This is a genomic window from Vibrio gazogenes (genome assembly GCF_002196515.1).
In the GTDB taxonomy this organism is placed as follows: domain Bacteria; phylum Pseudomonadota; class Gammaproteobacteria; order Enterobacterales; family Vibrionaceae; genus Vibrio; species Vibrio gazogenes_A.
Window position 1 is genome coordinate 1,796,892 of sequence record NZ_CP018835.1, and the last position, 18,972, is coordinate 1,815,863.

The following is an 18,972-nucleotide window of genomic DNA, read 5'->3' on the forward strand; positions in this document are numbered from 1 at the left end:
TCGAACCTAGGCTTTTGCCACAGCCAATAAAGCACCACAACCCAAAAATGCAGATCCAAACACCTTATTTAAACGACGCATCATCAATTCCGAGCGCATATATCGCCTGAGCTTCGCTGCAAGCGAAGTATATGTCAGCATCACCAGAGTATCGATGAGCATTGTCGTGACACCTAAAATAATGAGTTGGCTCATCTGGGGGCTTTCCGGTTGAATAAATTGAGGAAAAAGTGCCACCAGAAAAACAATTGATTTCGGATTCGTTAAATTGATCAACATTGATTTACGTAACATAACCCAAGGTTGATGAGAAGTCTGTGATTCAGTCGTAAAAGACGTGCTAGTATCACGCCATTTTTGAATACCCAACCATACAAGGTAAGCGACACCAATCCACTTAATGAGACTAAACGCAAGCACAGACTGAGCAACCAAAGCGCCGACCCCAATCCCGACCAGCAAGATATGAAAGGCTAATCCCAACTGAAGCCCTGCAATCGCAAACAGAGATCTACGGATACCGTAATTGAGACCATTACTGATGGAATTAACAGTTCCAGAACCAGGAGCCAGACTGAAAATAATTGCCGTGGCAACATAAGCAAGCCAGACGTGTAGTTCCATGGGAATTCCTCTATAATAAAGACACTTAACGCAATACGAATAGTTCTCATACTATCAGCAATCAGTTGGATTATGAATCAACATACAATACTGACCTTCCCTTATACGCAAGAGTTTCTCTTTGAGCAAGCCGTCAGCAATGATATTTCAACTTTCTGGCAGGAGAGACAGGAAGGGACACTCCGTGCATATGATAAGAAACGACTCTACTGGTGCCGTTTTACTCACCCCGATCATGACCAAATGATACTGATTGCGAACGGACGCATAGAGTCGGTGTGGAAATATCAGGAGCTTCTCTACGATTTATTCCGTCAAGGCTATGATATTTATACGTATGATCACCGTGGGCAAGGACTGTCTGAGCGACTTTGCACTGATAAGCAGATCGGCCATGTCGGCGAGTTTCATGATTATGTGCGTGATATGGAAAGCATCCTTGCACAAACCTTAGTATCCAAAACTTACCGAGCCCGTTTTCTACTCGCCCACTCGATGGGGGGGGCAGTCGCCACACGCTATATTCAGACCCATCCAGATCATGAATTTGATGCGATGGCATTCACCGCACCGATGTTCGGCGTCCACATCCCCTATTTACTACGTCCGATTGCCCTTCCTTTGACTCAGATTTTGGCTGCACTGACATCTGAGCCGAAATATGCACCGGGTTATCAGGGATACTTATCTAAACCGTTTGAAAATAATCCGCTGACACATAGCCAGACAAGATATCGCTGGTTCAGACAGCTGTATGATAGTCATCCTGAATTAAGATTAGGCGGGCCCAGTGCACAATGGGTCTGGCAAAGCCTCATGGCCATCAAACAATGCCATCAACTGACGCGACAAGTGACGCTGCCCACACTAGTCATACAAGCGGGAGAAGAAAGAATTGTCAGTAATCCTGCCCAGGATTTGTTCTGTCACAAAGTCGCAAAAACCAACCCATACTGCACCAGCCTTAAGATTGAAGGGGCAAGTCATGAATTGCTGTTTGAGAGCGATCAATATCGAAACCCAACTCTGGATGCAATTCTGCGGCACTTTTCATCCTACCGCTCAGCCTGACCACGCCGCCCTATGAATGACAAGCCCATTGATGACAAGTTTGCAAACAGAACTGTCAGAAATAAAGGAGGAAAAGACACAAGATAGATTTTACCCTCTTTTTCCCCTTTATATTTTCGTAAAATAGTCAATAACGCAGTTCTGCATTTCATGTTTACCAAATGAGGATTTTATGACGCTTACCAGCAAAGATATTCGTATTGTTGCTTCTGATCTTGATGGTACATTACTCGCTCCAGACCATAAGTTAAGCCCATTTACCAAGAGCACACTGAAAGACCTCCATCAGAAAGGGTATACATTTATCTTTGCAACCGGACGTCACCACGTTGATGTGGCAGGTATCCGTGAAATTGCCGGTATCCCTGCATTCATGATTACCTCGAATGGTGCCCGTATCCATAGCCCGGACAATCAATTGATGTTCAGCCGCAATGTCCCAAAAGATTTGGTGCAAAGTCTGATTGATCTCTGTAAAAATGATCCGGATATCTTCATTCATATGTACCACGATGATCAATGGCGACTCAGTGCGATCGATGAAACGATTCAACAATATCACAACGAATCTGAATTCACGTTTCAGATGTTTGATCCGGAAAATCCACCGTTAGATAATGTGGCAAAAATTTTCTTCACTCACAGGCAGTCCAGCCACGATGCGCTGGTGCGCTATGAGGATATCCTCAATCAACGCTTCTCAGGAGAAGTAACGATCGCATTCTCCAGCCCCACATGCCTTGAAGTGATGGGACCTGAGATATCAAAAGGTCATGCATTACAAGTGGTTGCCAATTCACTGAATCATACATTAGACCACTGTATCGCATTTGGTGACGGGATGAATGATATTGAAATGTTGTCGATGGCTGGTCGAGGACTGGTCATGGAAACTGCGCATGAGAAAGTCTTCTCAGCTTTGCCACAGACTGAACGTATCGGTAGTCATGCGGATGATGCTGTCGCCCACTATCTGCATCAACACTTGTTGTAATTCACACAGCATTCTTCCCCCAAGCATCCGTTATCTATCCGATCCACCAGCAATCGATATTCGATAATGCTGGTGGTGGATACCCGACCGTTGGGATTCAATATGACGACTGACCAACTCACTCAGTTGACTGATGTCGGCATCGTCGCTTGCACAAAGTGACTTGCGTCAACCGATACTGCATGGTTGTCGCCCCCCATATTTGGTGACTCAGTCGGCACTGCAAAGTCAGCTGCCAAAGTATAATGTTTCAGCGCCATCATCGGTTGCTCAATGATCTGCTCCAACAATTGTTCAAACCGCCTTGCCAGACGCTGAGGTGAATAGCGGGTTGATCGGTACGCAATCAGCACATCCAAACATTCACCGGGAGTCACAAAAACGGTCAGGGGCAAGTGGGTATAGCCTCGGTTTTCCATCGCTGTCAGTCTCATGCCATGGTAATCAATGCTAAACCAATGGTCATAATTCGGATAATTATCAACGGATAACATGGTATCAAACCAACACGCTTCTCCCGTCAGTTGCTCGATTTCATCCAACCCCAACATATCGTGTTCACACAGATGAACCTGTTCCGACTGAACGTCTTTCAGTTGTTCAATCAAGGAACGATTTGGCTGGAGTCGCATCCGGACAGGAACCGTATTGGTAAACAGACCGACATAAGATTCGATGCCTTCAATGTCACAAAGACGTCCCGAAACCGGTGAACCAAAAACAACATCTTCACATCCGGAGATATCACGCAAGATCATTCCCCACACGCCTTGCATCAACGAATTGACGGTTAGACCATTGTGTTGGCAAAGCGCCATCAGCTTCTGCGTCATCAGGGGCGATAACTGAAAAGATGCATCTCTGACCTGTGCTGACGGTGATTCACCTTGATAGATCAGGGTCGGCTGCGCACCGGCTAATGCCTGTGACCACGTTTGTCTGGCAACAGATTTATCTCGTGAAGCTAATTGTCGAATCACGCTGGCATAACGCTCCGGACTTTGCGGTGTTGCTAACCCCGCAGTCTGAACATACGCCTGAAGCAGATCGCGTAGCAAAATCGGCATTGACCATCCGTCGATAACCAAATGGTGTTCAGATAAAAACAGCGTATGCTGGTTGTCATGATGATGCACTAATACAGCATAAAGTAATGGCTGGCGGGTATCGTCCATATCAAAGGGACGTAACACTTCACGGGACTCAATCGAGGCCAGCGCAGCATCTTGCGCCTCACTCGGTAATTCATTGAGAGAACAAATTTCCAGCGGCCATAAGCGGTTTCCTTGTTTCGCAGCCGACGCTGTAATTTGAGGGAGCACCTGAACGGCTTGATCTAAAATATGAACATCAAAACGAGCCAGTAATTGTGGGTGACGTAACACAACACAATCGAGCGCTTGCTGTAGGCGTTGCACATCCATGTCACCGACGAACTGCATCTTTGTCAGGGCGTTATAGTTACTCTGTTGACCACTGGTTCGGGCATGAGACAGCAGACCGTTCTGAACCGGTAAAGTCGGAATAATGTCATGAATCTCACCATATTCAGCCGTAAATTGTGCCCGGACATCATCACTCATCAGGATCGGGGCTGCGGAATCATCCACATGTGGTACGCCGGCGTGCTGATGATGGTCAATTTGCAGTGCAATTTTTTCCAGTGTCTTCTCCACAAAGATATCTTTGACCTTCAAAAGGTATCCTTGCTGACGTATCCGGTTGACCAAAGCCATTGCCGAGATGCTATCACCACCAAGCGAGAAAAAATCATCTTCCGCAGAGATCCCAGAGACCCCGAATAATGACTGCGCTTCCTGACACAGTAGTCGTTCGATATCAGTCTGCGGTGCGCGGCCAAGCCGTCGGGTCACCGACAAGGGCATCGCAGCCAACGCTTTACGGTCAATCTTACCGCTCGCATTAATTGGCATCTCATCTAGGATCTCAATTACCGAAGGCACCATATAATCAGGCAGGACTTGCGCCACAGCAGCCGCTAAATGCTCCCCACTGAGTTGACGGGCATAATCAGGCGTCAGTACACAAAACCCAATCAAGCGGTGTGTACCAGCAAAAGGCGGCGCGACAACGACAGCCTGAGCGACACCTGGCTGCACTGACAAGGCATTTTCAACCTCGCCCAACTCGATCCGATACCCACGGATTTTCACCTGATCATCACAACGTCCGATAAAAGCAAGTTGCCCCTTTTCAGACCACCGCACTAAGTCGCCGGTTCGGTACATCACATCACCGGCAACAAATGGATCCGCGACAAAGCGTTCTGCGGTCATCCCGGGTTGATTGAGATATCCCTGCGCCATTCCTGCGCCGGCGAGATAAAGCTCTCCGACACACCCTGTCGGTACCGGCGTCAGTGTTTCATCTAATACATAGGTGCGCGTATTGGCGATGGGTCGCCCGATCACCGGCGTATCATCGACCTTAAAACTGGCACTGACCGCATCAACCGTATATTCCGTTGGCCCATAGAAATTTTCAACAATCAGTGCAGGGTACTCACTCACCTTCTGCCACAGCTTATGTGGTATCGCCTCACTTCCGACCAAGACAAGCGTCGGTACATGTGACATGGTCATCAGTCCGGCTTCCAGCATCTGATAAAACAGCGAAGGCGACAGATCTAAAGCGTCAATGTGGTCTTGTTCAACCAGTCGGCTCAGCTCAAACGCATCCCGACGTTGTTCATTTGAATAGAGATACAGTGTATGCCCGTGAATCATCCATAAAATTTGTTCCCAAGAGGCATCGAAAGAAAAAGAAGTGGTATGCGCGGCCCGGACCACGGGGCAATCGCGTGTTTGTTTTAACTGCGACAGCGTCCGTTCAAAAATCGTCTGTCGATGAGACAGCGCAAGATTCAGTAACGCACCATGGTGGTTTAATACCCCCTTCGGCTTGCCGGTCGAACCGGACGTGAAAATAATATAAGCCGTATCCTCTCTTTGTGGGGAGGGGTAATCAGAGGGAAAAGCTTCTCCGGCGCACAACAATGTTTCGAGTCGCCACAATGGCGTCGTGACATGCTGGATTGCTTGTTGCAAACCACACGGTGGATACTCATCGATCAGCACGCCACGGGGACATGCCTGTTCCAGAATGGCTTCAATCCGTTCTTGAGGATAATCCGGATCAACCGGAAGATACACGGCACCACATTTCATCACGGCCAACAACGCAATCACGGCAATCCCTGTTCTGGGTAACGCAACGCCAACAACATCGCCACGACGGACACCAGCTCGCAGGATGTTCGCAGCAAGAGTATTGACCTGCTCATTCAGTTGCGCGAACGTCCACGATGTTTGTCCGTCGTACAATGCCAGTCGCGTCGGCGATGATTCGACTTGCTGCCCCAGCAGATCCAAAATGGTTTGGTACTCGGTAGGAAGTGCGAATACCGCACCGGTAGACCAAGGCTGGATATCATATTTCGATTGCGGTGTGCGTGATGAGAAGTCACCGACCGGATTCACTGACAATGTCTCCGGCTCCGCATCTTTGACAAAGTCAATATCTTCAGACGCTCTTGCGGCCTGTGACCATCGTGACATCGATTCATCGATCATATTGCTCATAGACATAGCGATAATTCCTTCATGAATGCAGCTCGGAGAGGTGAATATGTTGCCAGTTTTGTTCAACATAACTGAGACAATCGGATTTATCTTCCGGACCGAAAATCGCTTGCCAACCTTGAGGAACCGGACTGAATTCCGGCCACAAACTGTACTGACCACGGTCATTGGTCAGGACGAGAAACCGATGATTCACATCATCAAATGGATTGGTATATTTTTTATCATTCATTATTTTTAAGCCACCCTGCCAACTAAGGGAAAGATTCATACTTTGTTTACATCAGGCATCCCGTTCAATCTGTATCAATGTCACGAGTGCCTCTTCCAGAAACAGATAATGTCCATGACAAAGCTGTATTCCGGTCTGTTGCTGAAGTATTGGGGAAAGTTCAAACGTGAAATATGAATGCTGCGGCTCAAGGGATATTAATTGCGCATCATGGAAGTCAAGGTAACGTTTTACTAAAGGATAAAGTGCCTTAAACAGGCTCTCTTTGGCCGAAAACATCAGCGACATAAACGGTGCTTTATGCCAACCGGTGACATCCTGAAGTTTGATTTCCTCAGGCGTGACAATCATTCTTCCGATCGACTCGCACAGTGTTTCATCCATGATATTTTCGACATCAACCCCGATGGATAACCGCTCCGCTTTCGTCGCCACAGTAGAGATAGCCGTGTCGTCTGTATGTGAAATGGAGCCGATAAATCCGTCAGGCCACACGGGAGAACGATGTTCTCCAATTCCAACCCAAGGTTCAGATGCACCGCGGTGCAGCAAAGCATGTTTTGCTGCAATTCTGCCGGCAACAAATTCTGCTTTTCTTTTACTGACCGCTCCGAGCAGAGATTCAGGTAAGGTGATGCCTTCTTGTGCTGCGCCAGCCGTATACTTATCACGCACATAGCGATTCATAAAAAGTGTCTGTCCACCCAAGCATAATTGCTTTTGCCAGATCAGAAATGTCATCACTTATCTTCCCTAAACCCGTTCATCACATGTGCAAATCAATTGAAAATAGGTCTCAAGCAATGGAGTAAGCCGTCCCCATCCGAGCACTCAACCTTGTCTGCCAAAACAAACATTCATGATTATTTTTTCTGAATCTCTCGCGAATACTTACTTCACCGTTGCACTGCAACAGCAGCTATTAGCATACAACCAATGCACGTATAAACTCCAATATAAATCCTCTGAACTCGCTGCGAAGATCGCATTATTTCCTATATTTCTGACTCATATAGTGTTAATTCTCATGATAACAGACCGTTATCAGACTGTTAGCCATAAGCAATTTGATGAATGAGGTTGGTCAAACGTGGATACATTGATGACCAATGTATTGAGTAGACAGGCGGTGAGAACCGCCTGTCAGTGAAAGGATGTCAACGCAGGGAAAGTATTGCCAGCCACTCCGCTTCGGTCACGGGCATAATTGAAAGTCGGTTTCCCCGCTTTACTAAAGGCATCTGCGCCAGTTCGGGCATTGCTTTCATCACCGAAAGGGGAATAATCCGCTCCATTTTGCTGACAAAAGCAACATCAACCATCACCCAGCGCGGATTTTCCGGGGTTGATTTCGGGTCGAACACGTCACTGTCAGGGTCAAATGCAAAGTGATCCGGATAGGCTTCACGGACAACCTCAGCAATACCTGCCACGCCAACCTGTTTACAGGATGAATGGTAGATCAAAACCTGATCCCCGAGACGAACTTGATCGCGCATCATATTGCGCGCTTGATAATTTCTGACACCTTCCCAACAAGCGCGCTGCTGCACGCGTAAAGTATCAATTGAAAAAGTATCAGGCTCTGTTTTAAATAACCAATATGCCATAATGTTATGCTGTGCTATACGAGACGATGTCTAATCCGGTTAAGGTAAGGAAGATATACCATGAAGCCCTTGAAAATTCTAATATTCAGCTCATTGATGATACTCCTGCAAGCCTGTACATCATCAATGGTGTCTTCTCCTTCCGATCACGTTGCTCTGGGGCAATCGACAGAGATTCAGATCCCGCGAATCATGTTCCGGGGCCAGATCGTGATTGGCCCTCAGACCAGCTCATTCACCCCCTGCAACAGCAACCAACAATTTCTATTGACGCTATCGGCACAACAGTATCAGACACTCAGCCAACAGGTCGCCTCCCCTTATCAATCAATCTATGGCGAAATTATTGGTTTCCTCACTGCGCCCAGTCAGACAGGTTACAACGCTGACTTCAGAGCACGGCTGATGACCCATCAGATTAACTATGTCTCACAAGATGGTGTCAAAGGTTGTAGTCAGCCCGTACAAAGCACCGAGGCTCAGGGACAGAAACCGCACTGGCGTGTTCGGATGACGTCACCGGATACTGTGGATGTTCAATTTGGCAAATCATCACCTCAGCAGTGGTCTGTGATACAACTGAACCACACTGAAGAACATCGGGTGTATAAAACACCTCAGGGAACATTGACGCTGTCACCATCATCCTGCCAACTGGGTCATCAGGCCTTATATGGTTGGATGGCAACCTTCAACACTCAAAAAGGTAGATATCGGGGCTGTGCCCGACTCGGCAATCAGGATTCGTCCACACCATGGCTTGCGACCTATTATGCAAGCTCAACCCGGCAAGACAACTTTTCTGTGACATTAACACTGAAAGCTGATCACACAGCGCAAACACTTTATCGTTATCAAAACGATCCGGTCCCCATTGTCGAAACCGGCTTTTGGCAGGCACTCAATGCCGATCAAATTCAGGTCGTCATGACCCAACATCAACAGCAATATCTGCTTTCCCAACGGATTTTTACTCGCGAGGGCGACCGGCTTCACGCCCCCAAAGAACAAGTTGGTCAGCAGATCTATAAAATCAATGAGGGCGGGTTAACCCTGTACCGGAGTAAACCATGAATGTGAATCAACAGCCGGAAGAGTCACCGCACCCATGCCCCGACTGTGGTTTGGTCTATCAATGTATTTGTCAGGCCATTCCCCGTTGTACAAGTGGCATCAAGCTGTCCTTACTGATTCATGAGCGGGAGATGAACCGGGCCACCAATACCGGACGCTGGCTTGTTCATGCACTGCCCCAGTGTCAGTCGTACCTCTGGCAACGTAAACAACCCGATGTGCAATTCCAGCAACAGTTGGATGATCCCCGATTCTTTCCGGTGCTGCTATTTCCAGCTCCCCACGCGCTTACAGCCGATGAACTGTACGCTCAAATATACGCGGAACACAGACATCAGACTCAGGCGCACAATCATCAAGCGCAGCAACATCAACCCGTGCCACATTTCATTTTGCTCGACGGGACTTGGCAGGAAGCTCGGAAAATGGAAAGAAAGAGTGCCTGGCTGGCAGCGCTGCCGCGCGTGCAGATCACGCCTAATGCGGCCTCATCTTATCGGCTGAGACGCAACCAACAACCTGACTCACTCTGTACATTGGAAGTAGTCGCCACGCTACTCGAACAACGCGGTGAGACCAAAGATGCTCGGGCATTAAAAGATTTTTTACATCTGTTTATGGATGCCTTGCAGGCTGATAAAAACCGGACTCCGGGACGCAAGGACAGTGATCACTGAACACATCAGGCGATTAGCACGTTACACAAGTGCTAACAAGCTTGATAACTGCTCAATTTCGACATCCGGCAGTAACATCGCTGCCGATTCGGTGCGGATATTTCGATGTTGATCATTCAACCAGCAGGCCGCGAATCCATTCATTTTGGCACCATAAACGTCGGTCTTCAGGTGGTCGCCAACATGCAGAATCTGGCAAGCCGGCAGATCGAGTGCGCGTTGCGCTTTGATAAACAGATCGGGATAAGGTTTGGAAAAACCATCAGGACCGGCTTGCAGCGTTTGCTGAAAATAGTGTCCCAGCCCGATCTTATTCGGGTCGACATTACCATTGGTCACTGCAATTAACGGGATTTGTTGGCTCAATAAGGTCAGCACACGATGTGTTTCTTCCGGCACTTCTATCTGGTGACGCCAGTAGAACATTTCATTGATTGCATCTTCCGCTGCTTTACGCGCGTCATCGGTCGAATATCCCAACTGTATCAACCCCTGCATGACCTGCGTATAACGCCATTGCGTCACATCATGCGCTAACTCCGGAGACTGCTGTACGATGTCGGTTTTCAATTGCTTCCACCACGCAATCGGATGCAACGCACTGACCGGATGATTCAAATGCATCCAATCCAACATCTTACGTTCCAGCTGTCGAATCACGGGGACGTTATCGTAGAGCGTATCGTCCAAATCAAAGGTCATTGCCTGAATCACAGGGAGAGAGCGGTAATAAAACATGCGCTATGGTTTCCGTTTCTTCTTCGCGCGAGGATGAGCTTGATCATAGGCCTGCGCTAAATGCTGAAAATCGAGATGGGTATATATCTGCGTGGTTGAAATATTTTCATGCCCCAAGAGTTCCTGAACCGCACGCAAATTGTGGCTGGATTCAAGAATATGGGTCGCAAAAGAGTGACGTAATTTGTGAGGGCTGATATGGCTGGCGACCGACTGCTTCATTCCCCACTCTGACATCCGTTTCTGGACATTGCGATGCGAAATTCTTCCACCGCGACTAGAAACAAACAGAGCAGGCTCATCAGCATGGGCAAGCTGCCCGCGAACGGCCATCCATTTTTTCACCCACGTCACAGCCTGACCGCTAAATGGGACTTTACGTTCTTTGTTACCTTTCCCGATCACGCGGAGTTCTCCCAGACCGAGGTGAATATCTTTCAAATTGACGCTCACCATTTCCGCCAACCGCAGACCGGCACCATACATCAATTCCATCATGGCCCGATCACGAATCGCGAGCGGATCATCTTCATTCACTTCAAGTAACTGAGCAACTTCATCTACATCTAAATTCTTCGGCAAAGGTCGCTTCTTCTTCGGTGCAGAAACACCTTTGGCCGGATTTGCGGTTAAGTCACCCCTTAATACCAGAAAGTCCAGAAAGCTACGCAATGCAGATAAGCGCGTCGCTAAACTACTGGCCTTGATGCCGTCACGCATCCCTTTCGCTGCCAGTTGTCTGACCCATGCCGAATCCAATTGCGGCCAGCGTGTCACACCATTGTCAGCCAGATAAGCCGCCATCTGAGTCAGTTGTTGCTGATAGTTCTGACGCGTATATAGACTCAACCCCTTCTCACTTCTCAGATATTCATAGAAGCGTTGAAGGGGCTGCTGTAATTCATCCGGTAATCTCAGACTTTCACTATTCATACGACGAATTTATTCATCTCTATATGACTGACTCATATTATGTGCGTTGCCATGGCAGTACATGTAATAAATGGGTCAACACCTCTGCCAGATAACGTAAAAACAGCGTATCCATACTTGGCTGGAAATGACCGCCATCTTCACTGGAGAAAGCCAGAATACCATGCGTGTCGGGACTTCTGATCGGTAACACCACGTAAGAGCCAAACTCTGGCGCGCCAGCATGTTCACCAAACAGACCATCGCGATCCGCTTTACGCATTCGGCCTAAATAAGCCGGGTTCCCGTTAAAATTGTTGGTGGCAAAACGCTGCCAATAAGCCAGATCCAAAGCATACGGTGTCGGGACGCCGGATAAACGGATATGCGCTTTCAGCGACATTTGCGCCGCTTTCTGTTCAATCGCTTCAATCACCTGACTCAATTCATCACACCGCAACATCTGTTCTTGCAGAGCCATGAATGCATGCAGCGTCCGGTCATTACTTGCTGCCAGAGACATGAAGGCCGTAATTTCTTCTTCAAGCTCTTCGATCCGGTGTCTTTGCCGATTCAGCTGAATATGAACCAAAGACACTGCGCCAAGTTGCTGGTGTGGTAGTGCAAGGCGATCAACCAACGCCGGACGATTCATAAAGAAATCCGGGTGATTTTGTAAATAATCAGCGACCACTTCAGCGGTTAACGCATCATTTTCATTAATTTCAGTTTCAGTGTTTGACACAACAGCCCTTTCTACAACGTTCTTCAATGATTTTAGCGGTTCTCAGCACGCAATCTGACCATCATAAATATGAGTGGCAGGTCCGGTCATATAGAGCGGTTGCCCCGGCCCCTTCCAGCTAATTTTCAAGTCGCCACCCGGCAAATGTACGGTGACATTCTCTGCCAACTGCTCTTGAATAATCCCGACAGCAACTGCGGCACAAGCACCACTGCCGCACGCCTGTGTTTCACCCGCCCCGCGTTCATAAACCCGTAACCGGATTTCATTAGGGTTCACGACCTGCATAAAACCGGCATTGACGCGTTCAGGAAAACGTTCATGGGATTCCAGTAATGGCCCAAGACGGTCCACATCTGCAATATCGACATCCTCAACCGTTGTCACCACATGAGGATTACCCATGCTTACCGCACCACAAAACAGTGTCTGTTCAGCAATGCGTAAAATATAGGTCTTTTCTGACTGTTTCGCCTTAAACGGGATTTTTGCGGGTTCGAATTCTGGCAACCCCATATTCACGGTAATCTGATTGTCGTCTTCGACATTCAGAATCATCTTTCCTTTCTTGGTACTGACATGAACGCTGTATTTGTTCGTCAAACCTTTGAGCCGAACAAAGCGCGCAAAACAACGAGCACCATTTCCACACTGTTCAACTTCACTGCCATCCGCATTGAAGATTCGATAGTGAAAATCTGTTTCCGGATCATAAGGCGCTTCAACCAATAACAGTTGGTCAAAACCGACACCTGTGTGTCGGTTTGCTAAGCGACGAATCAAATCCGGTGAGAAGAAAATATTCTGGGTAATACAATCAACGACCATGAAGTCATTACCCAAACCGTGCATTTTAGAAAAATGAAAATGCATAGGTTTCTTTACTCCGGTAAAACACTTTCCAAAGCCCACAAACTACTGAGAGGCTCGCGCTGGCGTACCAGATGAACCTGTTCTCCATCAACCATGACCTCAGCGGCGCGTGAACGCGTATTATAGTTTGATGACATAGCAAATCCGTAAGCACCTGCTGAACGAACCGCCAGAAGATCACCTTCCTCAAGCACCAGCTCGCGATCTTTACCGATAAAATCACTGGTTTCACAAATAGGACCCACTAAATCATAAACCTGCGCTGTTCCTTCCCGAGGCGTCACAGGGACAATTTTCTGCCATGCCTGATACAGCGCTGGACGCATGAGGTCATTCATCGCTGCATCAATAATTGCAAAATTCTTATACTCGGTATGCTTCAAGAATTCGACTTTGGTCAGCAGGATTCCGGCATTCGCAGCAATCGCCCGCCCCGGTTCGAACACCAGCTCCAAATCTTGATGATTCTCCAGACGCGAAAGTAATGCTTTGGCATATTCTGCTGGCTGTGGTGGTGTTTCTGCATCATAGACGACACCCAGACCACCACCGACATCGAGATGGCGAATATGAATGCCTTCCGCTTTGAGCGCATCGATAAGCGCCAGAAGCCGATCCGTTGCATCAATAAAAGGATCAATTTGAGTCAACTGTGAACCGATATGGCAATCAATCCCATGAACGTCCAGATGCTCCAGTTGATGAGCCAAACGATAGACTTCGCGCGCGCGGTCAAAAGCAATCCCGAATTTATTGTCACGTAGTCCTGTCGAGATATACGGATGTGTTTTGGCATCAACGTCCGGATTAATCCGCAGAGATACCGGTGCCTTCACACCGAGAGACTGAGCCACACGATTCAAACGGTGTAATTCGGATTCAGATTCAACGTTAAAGCACTTAATCTTCAACTCAAGTGCACGTTTCATTTCCGCTTCAGTTTTACCCACACCGGAAAACACAATTTTCTCGGGATTTCCACCCGCCGCTAAAACCCGCTCTAACTCCCCTCCGGACACAATATCGAATCCAGAGCCAAGTCGCGCCAAAACACTCAACACACCTAAATTGGAGTTTGCTTTCACAGCATAACAAACCAAATGTGCATGTGTGCCAACGGCCTGATCAAATGCATTCCAATGGCGCTCTAGCGTCGCTTTTGAATAAACATAAAGTGGTGTGCCATAGTCCTTTGCCAGTTCAGCGAGACGAACCCCTTCAGCACATAGCTGTCCATCGTTCTGGTAATTAAAATAATCCAAAATACTTTCCTAATTATCAATGACTAAGGATTAAGGTTGTGATTGGTTTTGCGGTGTATTGTCCTGAGGCATATACAACGGTCCTGTCTGTCCACAACCTGCCAACGCTAACACGCACAGCACTAAAAGTGCAGTAAACTTTTTATTCATTTTGCATATATCGTGATTATTCATTCAATGCCCCCTATAATCGCACCAGATTCAGGAAAAGCAATAGGATGTGAGGATGAACGATACTGAATTCCACCAACTTGTTGATCAAATGCTAGAACAAATTGAGCAAATGATTGATGACTCAGGTGCCGACATTGACTACGAGACAACAGGCAATGTCATGACACTGGATTTTGAAGATCGCAGTCAGATTGTGATCAACCGTCAGGAACCGATGCATGAAATTTGGCTGGCCTCCAGATCCGGTGGCTTTCATTTCCAGTACACAGATCAACAATGGATTTGCTCGAAAACCGGTCTGGAACTGCTGACCTTAATTCGTCAGGAATGTGAAAAACATGCCGGAGAGTCAATTGATTGGGATTGAGATAAGCGATACCCGCCACGTCGATTGACGTTGGAGTCCCGCAGATAAGTCTAATCTCGGGGCTCTGACGACAAGCCGGATTCAGAAATAATCAAGATTAAAAATAAAAGAACGCGTGTTCAGCCTCGTTTAGGCGTTCACCGCTTTGGTCGGCACAGTCCCTGAAGATCGGTCACTGCGGTAAGGAATGATACAAGTGCTGCCATCATCCGCATGGATGATCTGATAATACTGCGGCAAATTGAAGTTAATCAGTTTCGATGCCACTTTGTTTTCATCCAACATCGACGAATAAAAGCCATTCAGACTATAAATCATCTCATTTTTACTACCACTAAATTGATGGTAGACCTCGACACGATTCGATTCATCAAGAACGTAGATATTGAATCCAGTCTCGTTATCTTCGAAGAAAAACTGGATGAGTCCTTCACTGGCAAAGCCATCAATCGCTTCAGGTAGGTGATAATCCTGCTCCCGATCAATCATCATCAATGGCGAACCTTTGAGTTTGTTGGTCGAGATACTGCGATAAAAATCGACTGAATTTTCCAAACGCTGAACGGACACGCCCCGTCGTTCGAAAAACAGCCCGTACATTTGACAACCAACCCGCAATGCTTTGAAACGACGGCGCTTTTCCAGCTCGATTTCAACCGGTTTCAACCGTAAATCAATACATTCGGCCAATAACTGATAAATGGCATTACGGATTAATCCCCGCAAGTTTTTACTGTAGCAAAACACGTCCACTGACTCTGGTGGTAACGCATCCTGATGCATCTTGCACAATACCGTTTTGAGCGCATCAAGAACCGCGCCTTCGCCTTCGAAATGAAGCGTTCTGACTTCATGCCACGAATTACGATAAACCAGATCAATACTACCAACGAGACAGCGCTGATCCGGCCCGAAACTTAAAATATCGACCGTTTTTAAATCGACACGAAGTGATTTTCCGGAAACCGCATAAGTTGGATCTTGTTCAAAATTAATGAACATCGCCAACTGATTAATTTCACAAGGGCTGGCGAGCGCGTGCATAGTCGGACGACGTTTATGCAAGGAGAATGTATTCCGCAAGTCACCCACCATCTGATAAAACTTATCGATATCGAGTTGAGCGTCCTGAACAACGGCATGGAGCCTTGTTGATTCAGTGATCAAACCATTAAAAAATGCCCAAGCAACTAATTTACTCAGATATTCATGATGTTCCAGATAATGCTGCCCCATCATCCGACGCGGCACTAACGGTTGTTTATAGAGATACCAACCGGGAGGGTTACTCCGGTTCTGTTGCACTTCAATAAAGGTCAGATCAGACTCATGCAAGTCAGGAGAAATCTGCGGATTCAGCAGTGTGACTTTTCCCGGAAGAATTTCAAAAGCGGCATACAGTTTACGGGAAAGAATCGAAATATCCTGAGGACTAATCGATGAGGTAATATCGTTGCGCCGGGCGAATTGGATGAGATTACGGTAGCTCTGCATCAAAGCATCCAGAAGCCCTGTATGCATGAAGGAGACTTGTTCGACTTTCCAATTCCGTCGGTTATCCAATTCAGCAATGATACCCGTCGACCACTGCCAGATTTGCGTCAACTCTTCCAAGACCATCCGTCGCCATGGCACGGAGCCGGCACCGGGTTCACGAGATAATTTCTCATGCGTCTTCAGATAAAAGCAACGCCGTACCAAATCCAACCGAGGCTGATCATTAATCCGTTCTAAATAACGAGTCACTTTTTCCAGCATCAGATAATAGGCATCCATCCCATACAGATCGGGCTCATGGGTAAAAAAACGCCGCTTGGTATCGATACTTAAGAGTTGTGTAAATGGATATTCCCAAGAATATGCTTCGAGTAAGATTGCTTTGAGCACGGATTTATACGGAGAATCGATACTCTTATACAACTGCCATAAACTGGCACCGAAATACTCTTCTGCCGGAATATGATTGAGCCGACCAAAATCAAACCATTCATTACAGTTAATATAAGAATGACTACATAAATGGCTGACATATTCGTCATAGCACTCTTCCATCTCTGGTGGCACAATTTGCCACAAAAGACGTTTTCCGCCCATTCGCACCGCAGAACGGTAGAATTCATCCAGTAATAACAGATGTTGCGAAGAACCACAGTTTTCACCGGTCATCTCATCAGACTGCTTACACCGGAACCGCTGTTCATCCATGATAAAAAAGTTGGCTTCGACACCTTGTGTCTTTGCCCAGTCCGTCAGCAACAAGCATTTATTGGCCAGTTTTTCCCGACGGCTGGCGCTCATCAGCGAAGAAACGCACACCCAGATATCGAGATCACTGGAGGTACTCTGCCCGATCGATGACGTACTTCCCATGGTGTACAAACCCTGAATTTCAGGTTCGCTGGAAACCGGCAGTGGCTGCCCCAATGCGAGTTCTGTATCGTTAATAAACTGTTGTTGCGCGTCATCCGCCTCAAACCCCCACACCCCGAAAGGTACGTCTTGGGCATAATAACCGGGAATTAATGGGTGATTAAATTGAAAGAATACGGGTATTAAATGAAAAACACGACGACTTTGTAAATCCATTAACGCCAGCGCACGTTCAGTGCGTTGCCGATTCAGATTATCTAATCTTTTGATTAAAGTCTCGGTGTATGTCTGCAAGGGAGTATCCTTGGTTGGCTCAAAACTCAACGAACTGATTGCCCTTTGTGCAAAATCGCCGTCAAAACGTGATCAATTTAACACTTTATCTATCGATGGTAAAGATATCTCTCCCGGGTAGCCACGTGGACAACCCAGAAAAATCAGGGATAGTTCTTTGTTGATTCATATCTCACTCATATTATCTAGCTATCATAGCTCAAACTATAAACAAGAGCTACATCACATATTTTAAATTAGACTATGGTCGTATATCTCAAAATTTACAAGTTTTCCTGTGCACTTTTTCATTCGCAGACTTCGTTACCCCAAGTGCTATTTTTCAACCGCTTAGGTGAATTAGGTGAACTTGGGGATCGAAAAGAACAGTGGTAGGATGTGATATATCATTTTTCTCTAACCGACGCATAACTTATGACTGATTCATCTCCGATTCGTATTGCTACCCGTAAAAGCCCGCTAGCCCTGTGGCAGGCCCATTATGTCAGGGATGCGCTTCAGACTGCACATCCGGGTTTGACCGTTGAACTGGTCACAATGGTAACGAAAGGAGATGTGATTCTGGACACCCCGCTGGCGAAAGTAGGCGGTAAGGGACTCTTCGTCAAAGAACTTGAAATGGCAATGCTTGAAGGTCGGGCCGACCTCGCGGTTCATTCCATGAAAGATGTCCCGGTTGAATTTCCACAAGGCCTGGGGCTCGTCACGATCTGTGAACGGGAGGATCCGCGTGATGCTTTCGTCTCCAACCATTATGAAAACTTCGATGAACTGCCTAAGGGCGCCATCGTCGGGACTTGTAGTTTAAGACGCCAGTGTCAATTGAAAGAAGCCCGTCCGGATATCGTCATCAAAGAGCTCCGTGGAAATGTCGGCACACGACTCGGTAAGCTGGATGCCGGAGAATATGATGCAATTATTCTTGCCGCAGCCGGTCTCAAGCGCCTCGAGCTTGAAAGCCGAATCCGGAGCTACCTGACACCAGAGCAGTCGCTGCCGGCGGTTGGTCAGGGAGCCATTGGGATTGAATGCCGTCTAGATGATGAGCGATTGATTGAATTATTGAAACCACTGAGTCATCAGGAAACCACGGATCGGGTGCTTTGTGAACGTGCAATGAATACCGCTCTGCAAGGCGGTTGTCAGGTGCCAATCGGTAGTTACGCGCTATTGGAGAATGATCAACTCTGGTTACGGGCTCTGGTCGGTGAACCGGACGGCAGTCAAATCGTTCGCGGGGAGATCAGAGGGAATCGCAACGATGCAGAGCAACTGGGAGAAACGCTCGCCCAACAACTCTTACAGCGTGGCGCCCAAGAGATACTCGCCAACCTTTACTATGAGCATGACTAA

The 18,972-nt window shown here is 47.3% G+C and carries 18 protein-coding genes; 6 read left to right on the forward strand and 12 right to left on the reverse strand.

Features of this window, described 5'->3' with window-relative positions:
- Positions 1–6: 6 nt before the first annotated feature.
- On the reverse strand, positions 7–624 hold the full coding sequence (gene rhtB, locus BSQ33_RS08110; RefSeq protein WP_021021163.1) for a homoserine/homoserine lactone efflux protein: 618 nt from the start codon (positions 622–624) through the stop codon (positions 7–9).
- Positions 625–696: 72 nt separating this feature from the next.
- Between rhtB and BSQ33_RS08115 the strand changes: the two genes are divergently transcribed.
- Both BSQ33_RS08115 and BSQ33_RS08120 read left to right on the forward strand, forming a co-directional pair.
- Positions 697–1,695 (forward strand): alpha/beta fold hydrolase, encoded by a 999-nt coding sequence (locus BSQ33_RS08115; protein ID WP_420070607.1) that lies wholly within the window; start codon positions 697–699, stop codon positions 1,693–1,695.
- Positions 1,696–1,867: 172 nt separating this feature from the next.
- The gene (locus tag BSQ33_RS08120; protein ID WP_021021165.1) at positions 1,868–2,689 is read left to right on the forward strand and encodes a Cof-type HAD-IIB family hydrolase; all 822 of its coding nucleotides are present in this window, start codon (positions 1,868–1,870) and stop codon (positions 2,687–2,689) included.
- Positions 2,690–2,811: 122 nt separating this feature from the next.
- Here the strand turns inward: BSQ33_RS08120 and BSQ33_RS08125 are convergent, their stop codons facing one another.
- From BSQ33_RS08125 to BSQ33_RS08145, 4 genes are all read right to left on the reverse strand, one after another.
- Positions 2,812–6,297, reverse strand: coding sequence for a non-ribosomal peptide synthetase (locus BSQ33_RS08125; RefSeq protein ID WP_198298084.1), 3,486 nt, complete (start codon positions 6,295–6,297; stop codon positions 2,812–2,814).
- 13 nt (positions 6,298–6,310) lie between these two features.
- The gene (locus BSQ33_RS08130; RefSeq protein ID WP_021021167.1) at positions 6,311–6,523 is read right to left on the reverse strand and encodes an MbtH family protein; all 213 of its coding nucleotides are present in this window, start codon (positions 6,521–6,523) and stop codon (positions 6,311–6,313) included.
- Between the two features lie 51 nt (positions 6,524–6,574).
- Entirely contained in the window at positions 6,575–7,264 is a 690-nt protein-coding gene (locus BSQ33_RS08135) for a 4'-phosphopantetheinyl transferase family protein (protein ID WP_021021168.1), read from the reverse strand.
- 416 nt (positions 7,265–7,680) lie between these two features.
- Complete coding sequence (locus BSQ33_RS08145; protein ID WP_021021170.1) at positions 7,681–8,133, reverse strand: EVE domain-containing protein; 453 nt, start codon at positions 8,131–8,133, stop codon at positions 7,681–7,683.
- Between the two features lie 60 nt (positions 8,134–8,193).
- Between BSQ33_RS08145 and BSQ33_RS08150 the strand changes: the two genes are divergently transcribed.
- Positions 8,194–9,207: a hypothetical protein gene (locus tag BSQ33_RS08150; RefSeq protein ID WP_021021171.1), complete on the forward strand. Its 1,014-nt coding sequence runs from the start codon at positions 8,194–8,196 to the stop codon at positions 9,205–9,207.
- Positions 9,204–9,884: a tRNA-uridine aminocarboxypropyltransferase gene (locus BSQ33_RS08155; protein ID WP_021021172.1), complete on the forward strand. Its 681-nt coding sequence runs from the start codon at positions 9,204–9,206 to the stop codon at positions 9,882–9,884. Before BSQ33_RS08150 ends, BSQ33_RS08155 begins: the two co-directional genes overlap by 4 nt.
- Before the next feature lie 21 nt (positions 9,885–9,905).
- On the opposite strand, the gene yigB is transcribed toward BSQ33_RS08155, so the two are convergent.
- The 6 genes from yigB to lptM are packed head-to-tail and all read right to left on the reverse strand — an operon-like array spanning position 9,906 to position 14,564.
- Entirely contained in the window at positions 9,906–10,622 is a 717-nt protein-coding gene (gene yigB / locus BSQ33_RS08160; protein WP_021021173.1) for a 5-amino-6-(5-phospho-D-ribitylamino)uracil phosphatase YigB, read from the reverse strand.
- Positions 10,623–10,625: 3 nt separating this feature from the next.
- Positions 10,626–11,555 (reverse strand): tyrosine recombinase XerC, encoded by a 930-nt coding sequence (gene xerC / locus BSQ33_RS08165; RefSeq protein WP_088133828.1) that lies wholly within the window; start codon positions 11,553–11,555, stop codon positions 10,626–10,628.
- A 37-nt stretch (positions 11,556–11,592) separates the two neighbouring features.
- Positions 11,593–12,279 (reverse strand): DUF484 family protein, encoded by a 687-nt coding sequence (locus tag BSQ33_RS08170; protein WP_088133829.1) that lies wholly within the window; start codon positions 12,277–12,279, stop codon positions 11,593–11,595.
- Between the two features lie 42 nt (positions 12,280–12,321).
- Complete coding sequence (gene dapF / locus BSQ33_RS08175) at positions 12,322–13,152, reverse strand: diaminopimelate epimerase (RefSeq protein WP_021021176.1); 831 nt, start codon at positions 13,150–13,152, stop codon at positions 12,322–12,324.
- A gap of 8 nt (positions 13,153–13,160) precedes the next feature.
- Positions 13,161–14,414 carry a diaminopimelate decarboxylase gene (lysA, locus tag BSQ33_RS08180; RefSeq protein WP_021021177.1) on the reverse strand — a complete coding sequence of 418 codons (1,254 nt, stop codon included), beginning with the start codon at positions 14,412–14,414 and terminating at the stop codon, positions 13,161–13,163.
- A 30-nt stretch (positions 14,415–14,444) separates the two neighbouring features.
- Positions 14,445–14,564, reverse strand: coding sequence for an LPS translocon maturation chaperone LptM (gene lptM, locus BSQ33_RS08185; RefSeq protein ID WP_072959588.1), 120 nt, complete (start codon positions 14,562–14,564; stop codon positions 14,445–14,447).
- A gap of 76 nt (positions 14,565–14,640) precedes the next feature.
- Here lptM and cyaY point away from each other — a divergent pair, with 76 nt between their 5' ends.
- Positions 14,641–14,955 (forward strand): iron donor protein CyaY, encoded by a 315-nt coding sequence (cyaY, locus tag BSQ33_RS08190; protein WP_021021178.1) that lies wholly within the window; start codon positions 14,641–14,643, stop codon positions 14,953–14,955.
- 129 nt (positions 14,956–15,084) lie between these two features.
- Here cyaY and BSQ33_RS08195 read toward each other — a convergent pair whose 3' ends face one another.
- A complete protein-coding gene (locus BSQ33_RS08195; RefSeq protein WP_088133830.1) occupies positions 15,085–17,619 on the reverse strand; it encodes a class I adenylate cyclase in 2,535 nt (844 codons plus the stop codon).
- Positions 17,620–18,033: 414 nt separating this feature from the next.
- Here BSQ33_RS08195 and hemC point away from each other — a divergent pair, with 414 nt between their 5' ends.
- On the forward strand, positions 18,034–18,972 hold the full coding sequence (gene hemC / locus BSQ33_RS08200; RefSeq protein WP_021021180.1) for a hydroxymethylbilane synthase: 939 nt from the start codon (positions 18,034–18,036) through the stop codon (positions 18,970–18,972).

Excerpts from the sequence above, each read along its gene's own strand:
- rhtB (WP_021021163.1), bottom strand. The coding sequence starts at position 624 with ATGGAACTACACGTCTGGCTTGCTTATGTTGCCACGGCAATTATTTTC.
- BSQ33_RS08115 (WP_420070607.1), top strand. The coding sequence starts at position 697 with ATGAATCAACATACAATACTGACCTTCCCTTATACGCAAGAGTTTCTC.
- BSQ33_RS08120 (WP_021021165.1), top strand. The coding sequence starts at position 1,868 with ATGACGCTTACCAGCAAAGATATTCGTATTGTTGCTTCTGATCTTGAT.
- BSQ33_RS08125 (WP_198298084.1), bottom strand. The coding sequence starts at position 6,297 with ATGTCTATGAGCAATATGATCGATGAATCGATGTCACGATGGTCACAG.
- BSQ33_RS08130 (WP_021021167.1), bottom strand. The coding sequence starts at position 6,523 with ATGAATGATAAAAAATATACCAATCCATTTGATGATGTGAATCATCGG.
- BSQ33_RS08135 (WP_021021168.1), bottom strand. The coding sequence starts at position 7,264 with ATGACATTTCTGATCTGGCAAAAGCAATTATGCTTGGGTGGACAGACA.
- BSQ33_RS08145 (WP_021021170.1), bottom strand. The coding sequence starts at position 8,133 with ATGGCATATTGGTTATTTAAAACAGAGCCTGATACTTTTTCAATTGAT.
- BSQ33_RS08150 (WP_021021171.1), top strand. The coding sequence starts at position 8,194 with ATGAAGCCCTTGAAAATTCTAATATTCAGCTCATTGATGATACTCCTG.
- BSQ33_RS08155 (WP_021021172.1), top strand. The coding sequence starts at position 9,204 with ATGAATGTGAATCAACAGCCGGAAGAGTCACCGCACCCATGCCCCGAC.
- yigB (WP_021021173.1), bottom strand. The coding sequence starts at position 10,622 with ATGTTTTATTACCGCTCTCTCCCTGTGATTCAGGCAATGACCTTTGAT.
- xerC (WP_088133828.1), bottom strand. The coding sequence starts at position 11,555 with ATGAATAGTGAAAGTCTGAGATTACCGGATGAATTACAGCAGCCCCTT.
- dapF (WP_021021176.1), bottom strand. The coding sequence starts at position 13,152 with ATGCATTTTCATTTTTCTAAAATGCACGGTTTGGGTAATGACTTCATG.
- lptM (WP_072959588.1), bottom strand. The coding sequence starts at position 14,564 with ATGAATAAAAAGTTTACTGCACTTTTAGTGCTGTGCGTGTTAGCGTTG.
- cyaY (WP_021021178.1), top strand. The coding sequence starts at position 14,641 with ATGAACGATACTGAATTCCACCAACTTGTTGATCAAATGCTAGAACAA.
- hemC (WP_021021180.1), top strand. The coding sequence starts at position 18,034 with ATGACTGATTCATCTCCGATTCGTATTGCTACCCGTAAAAGCCCGCTA.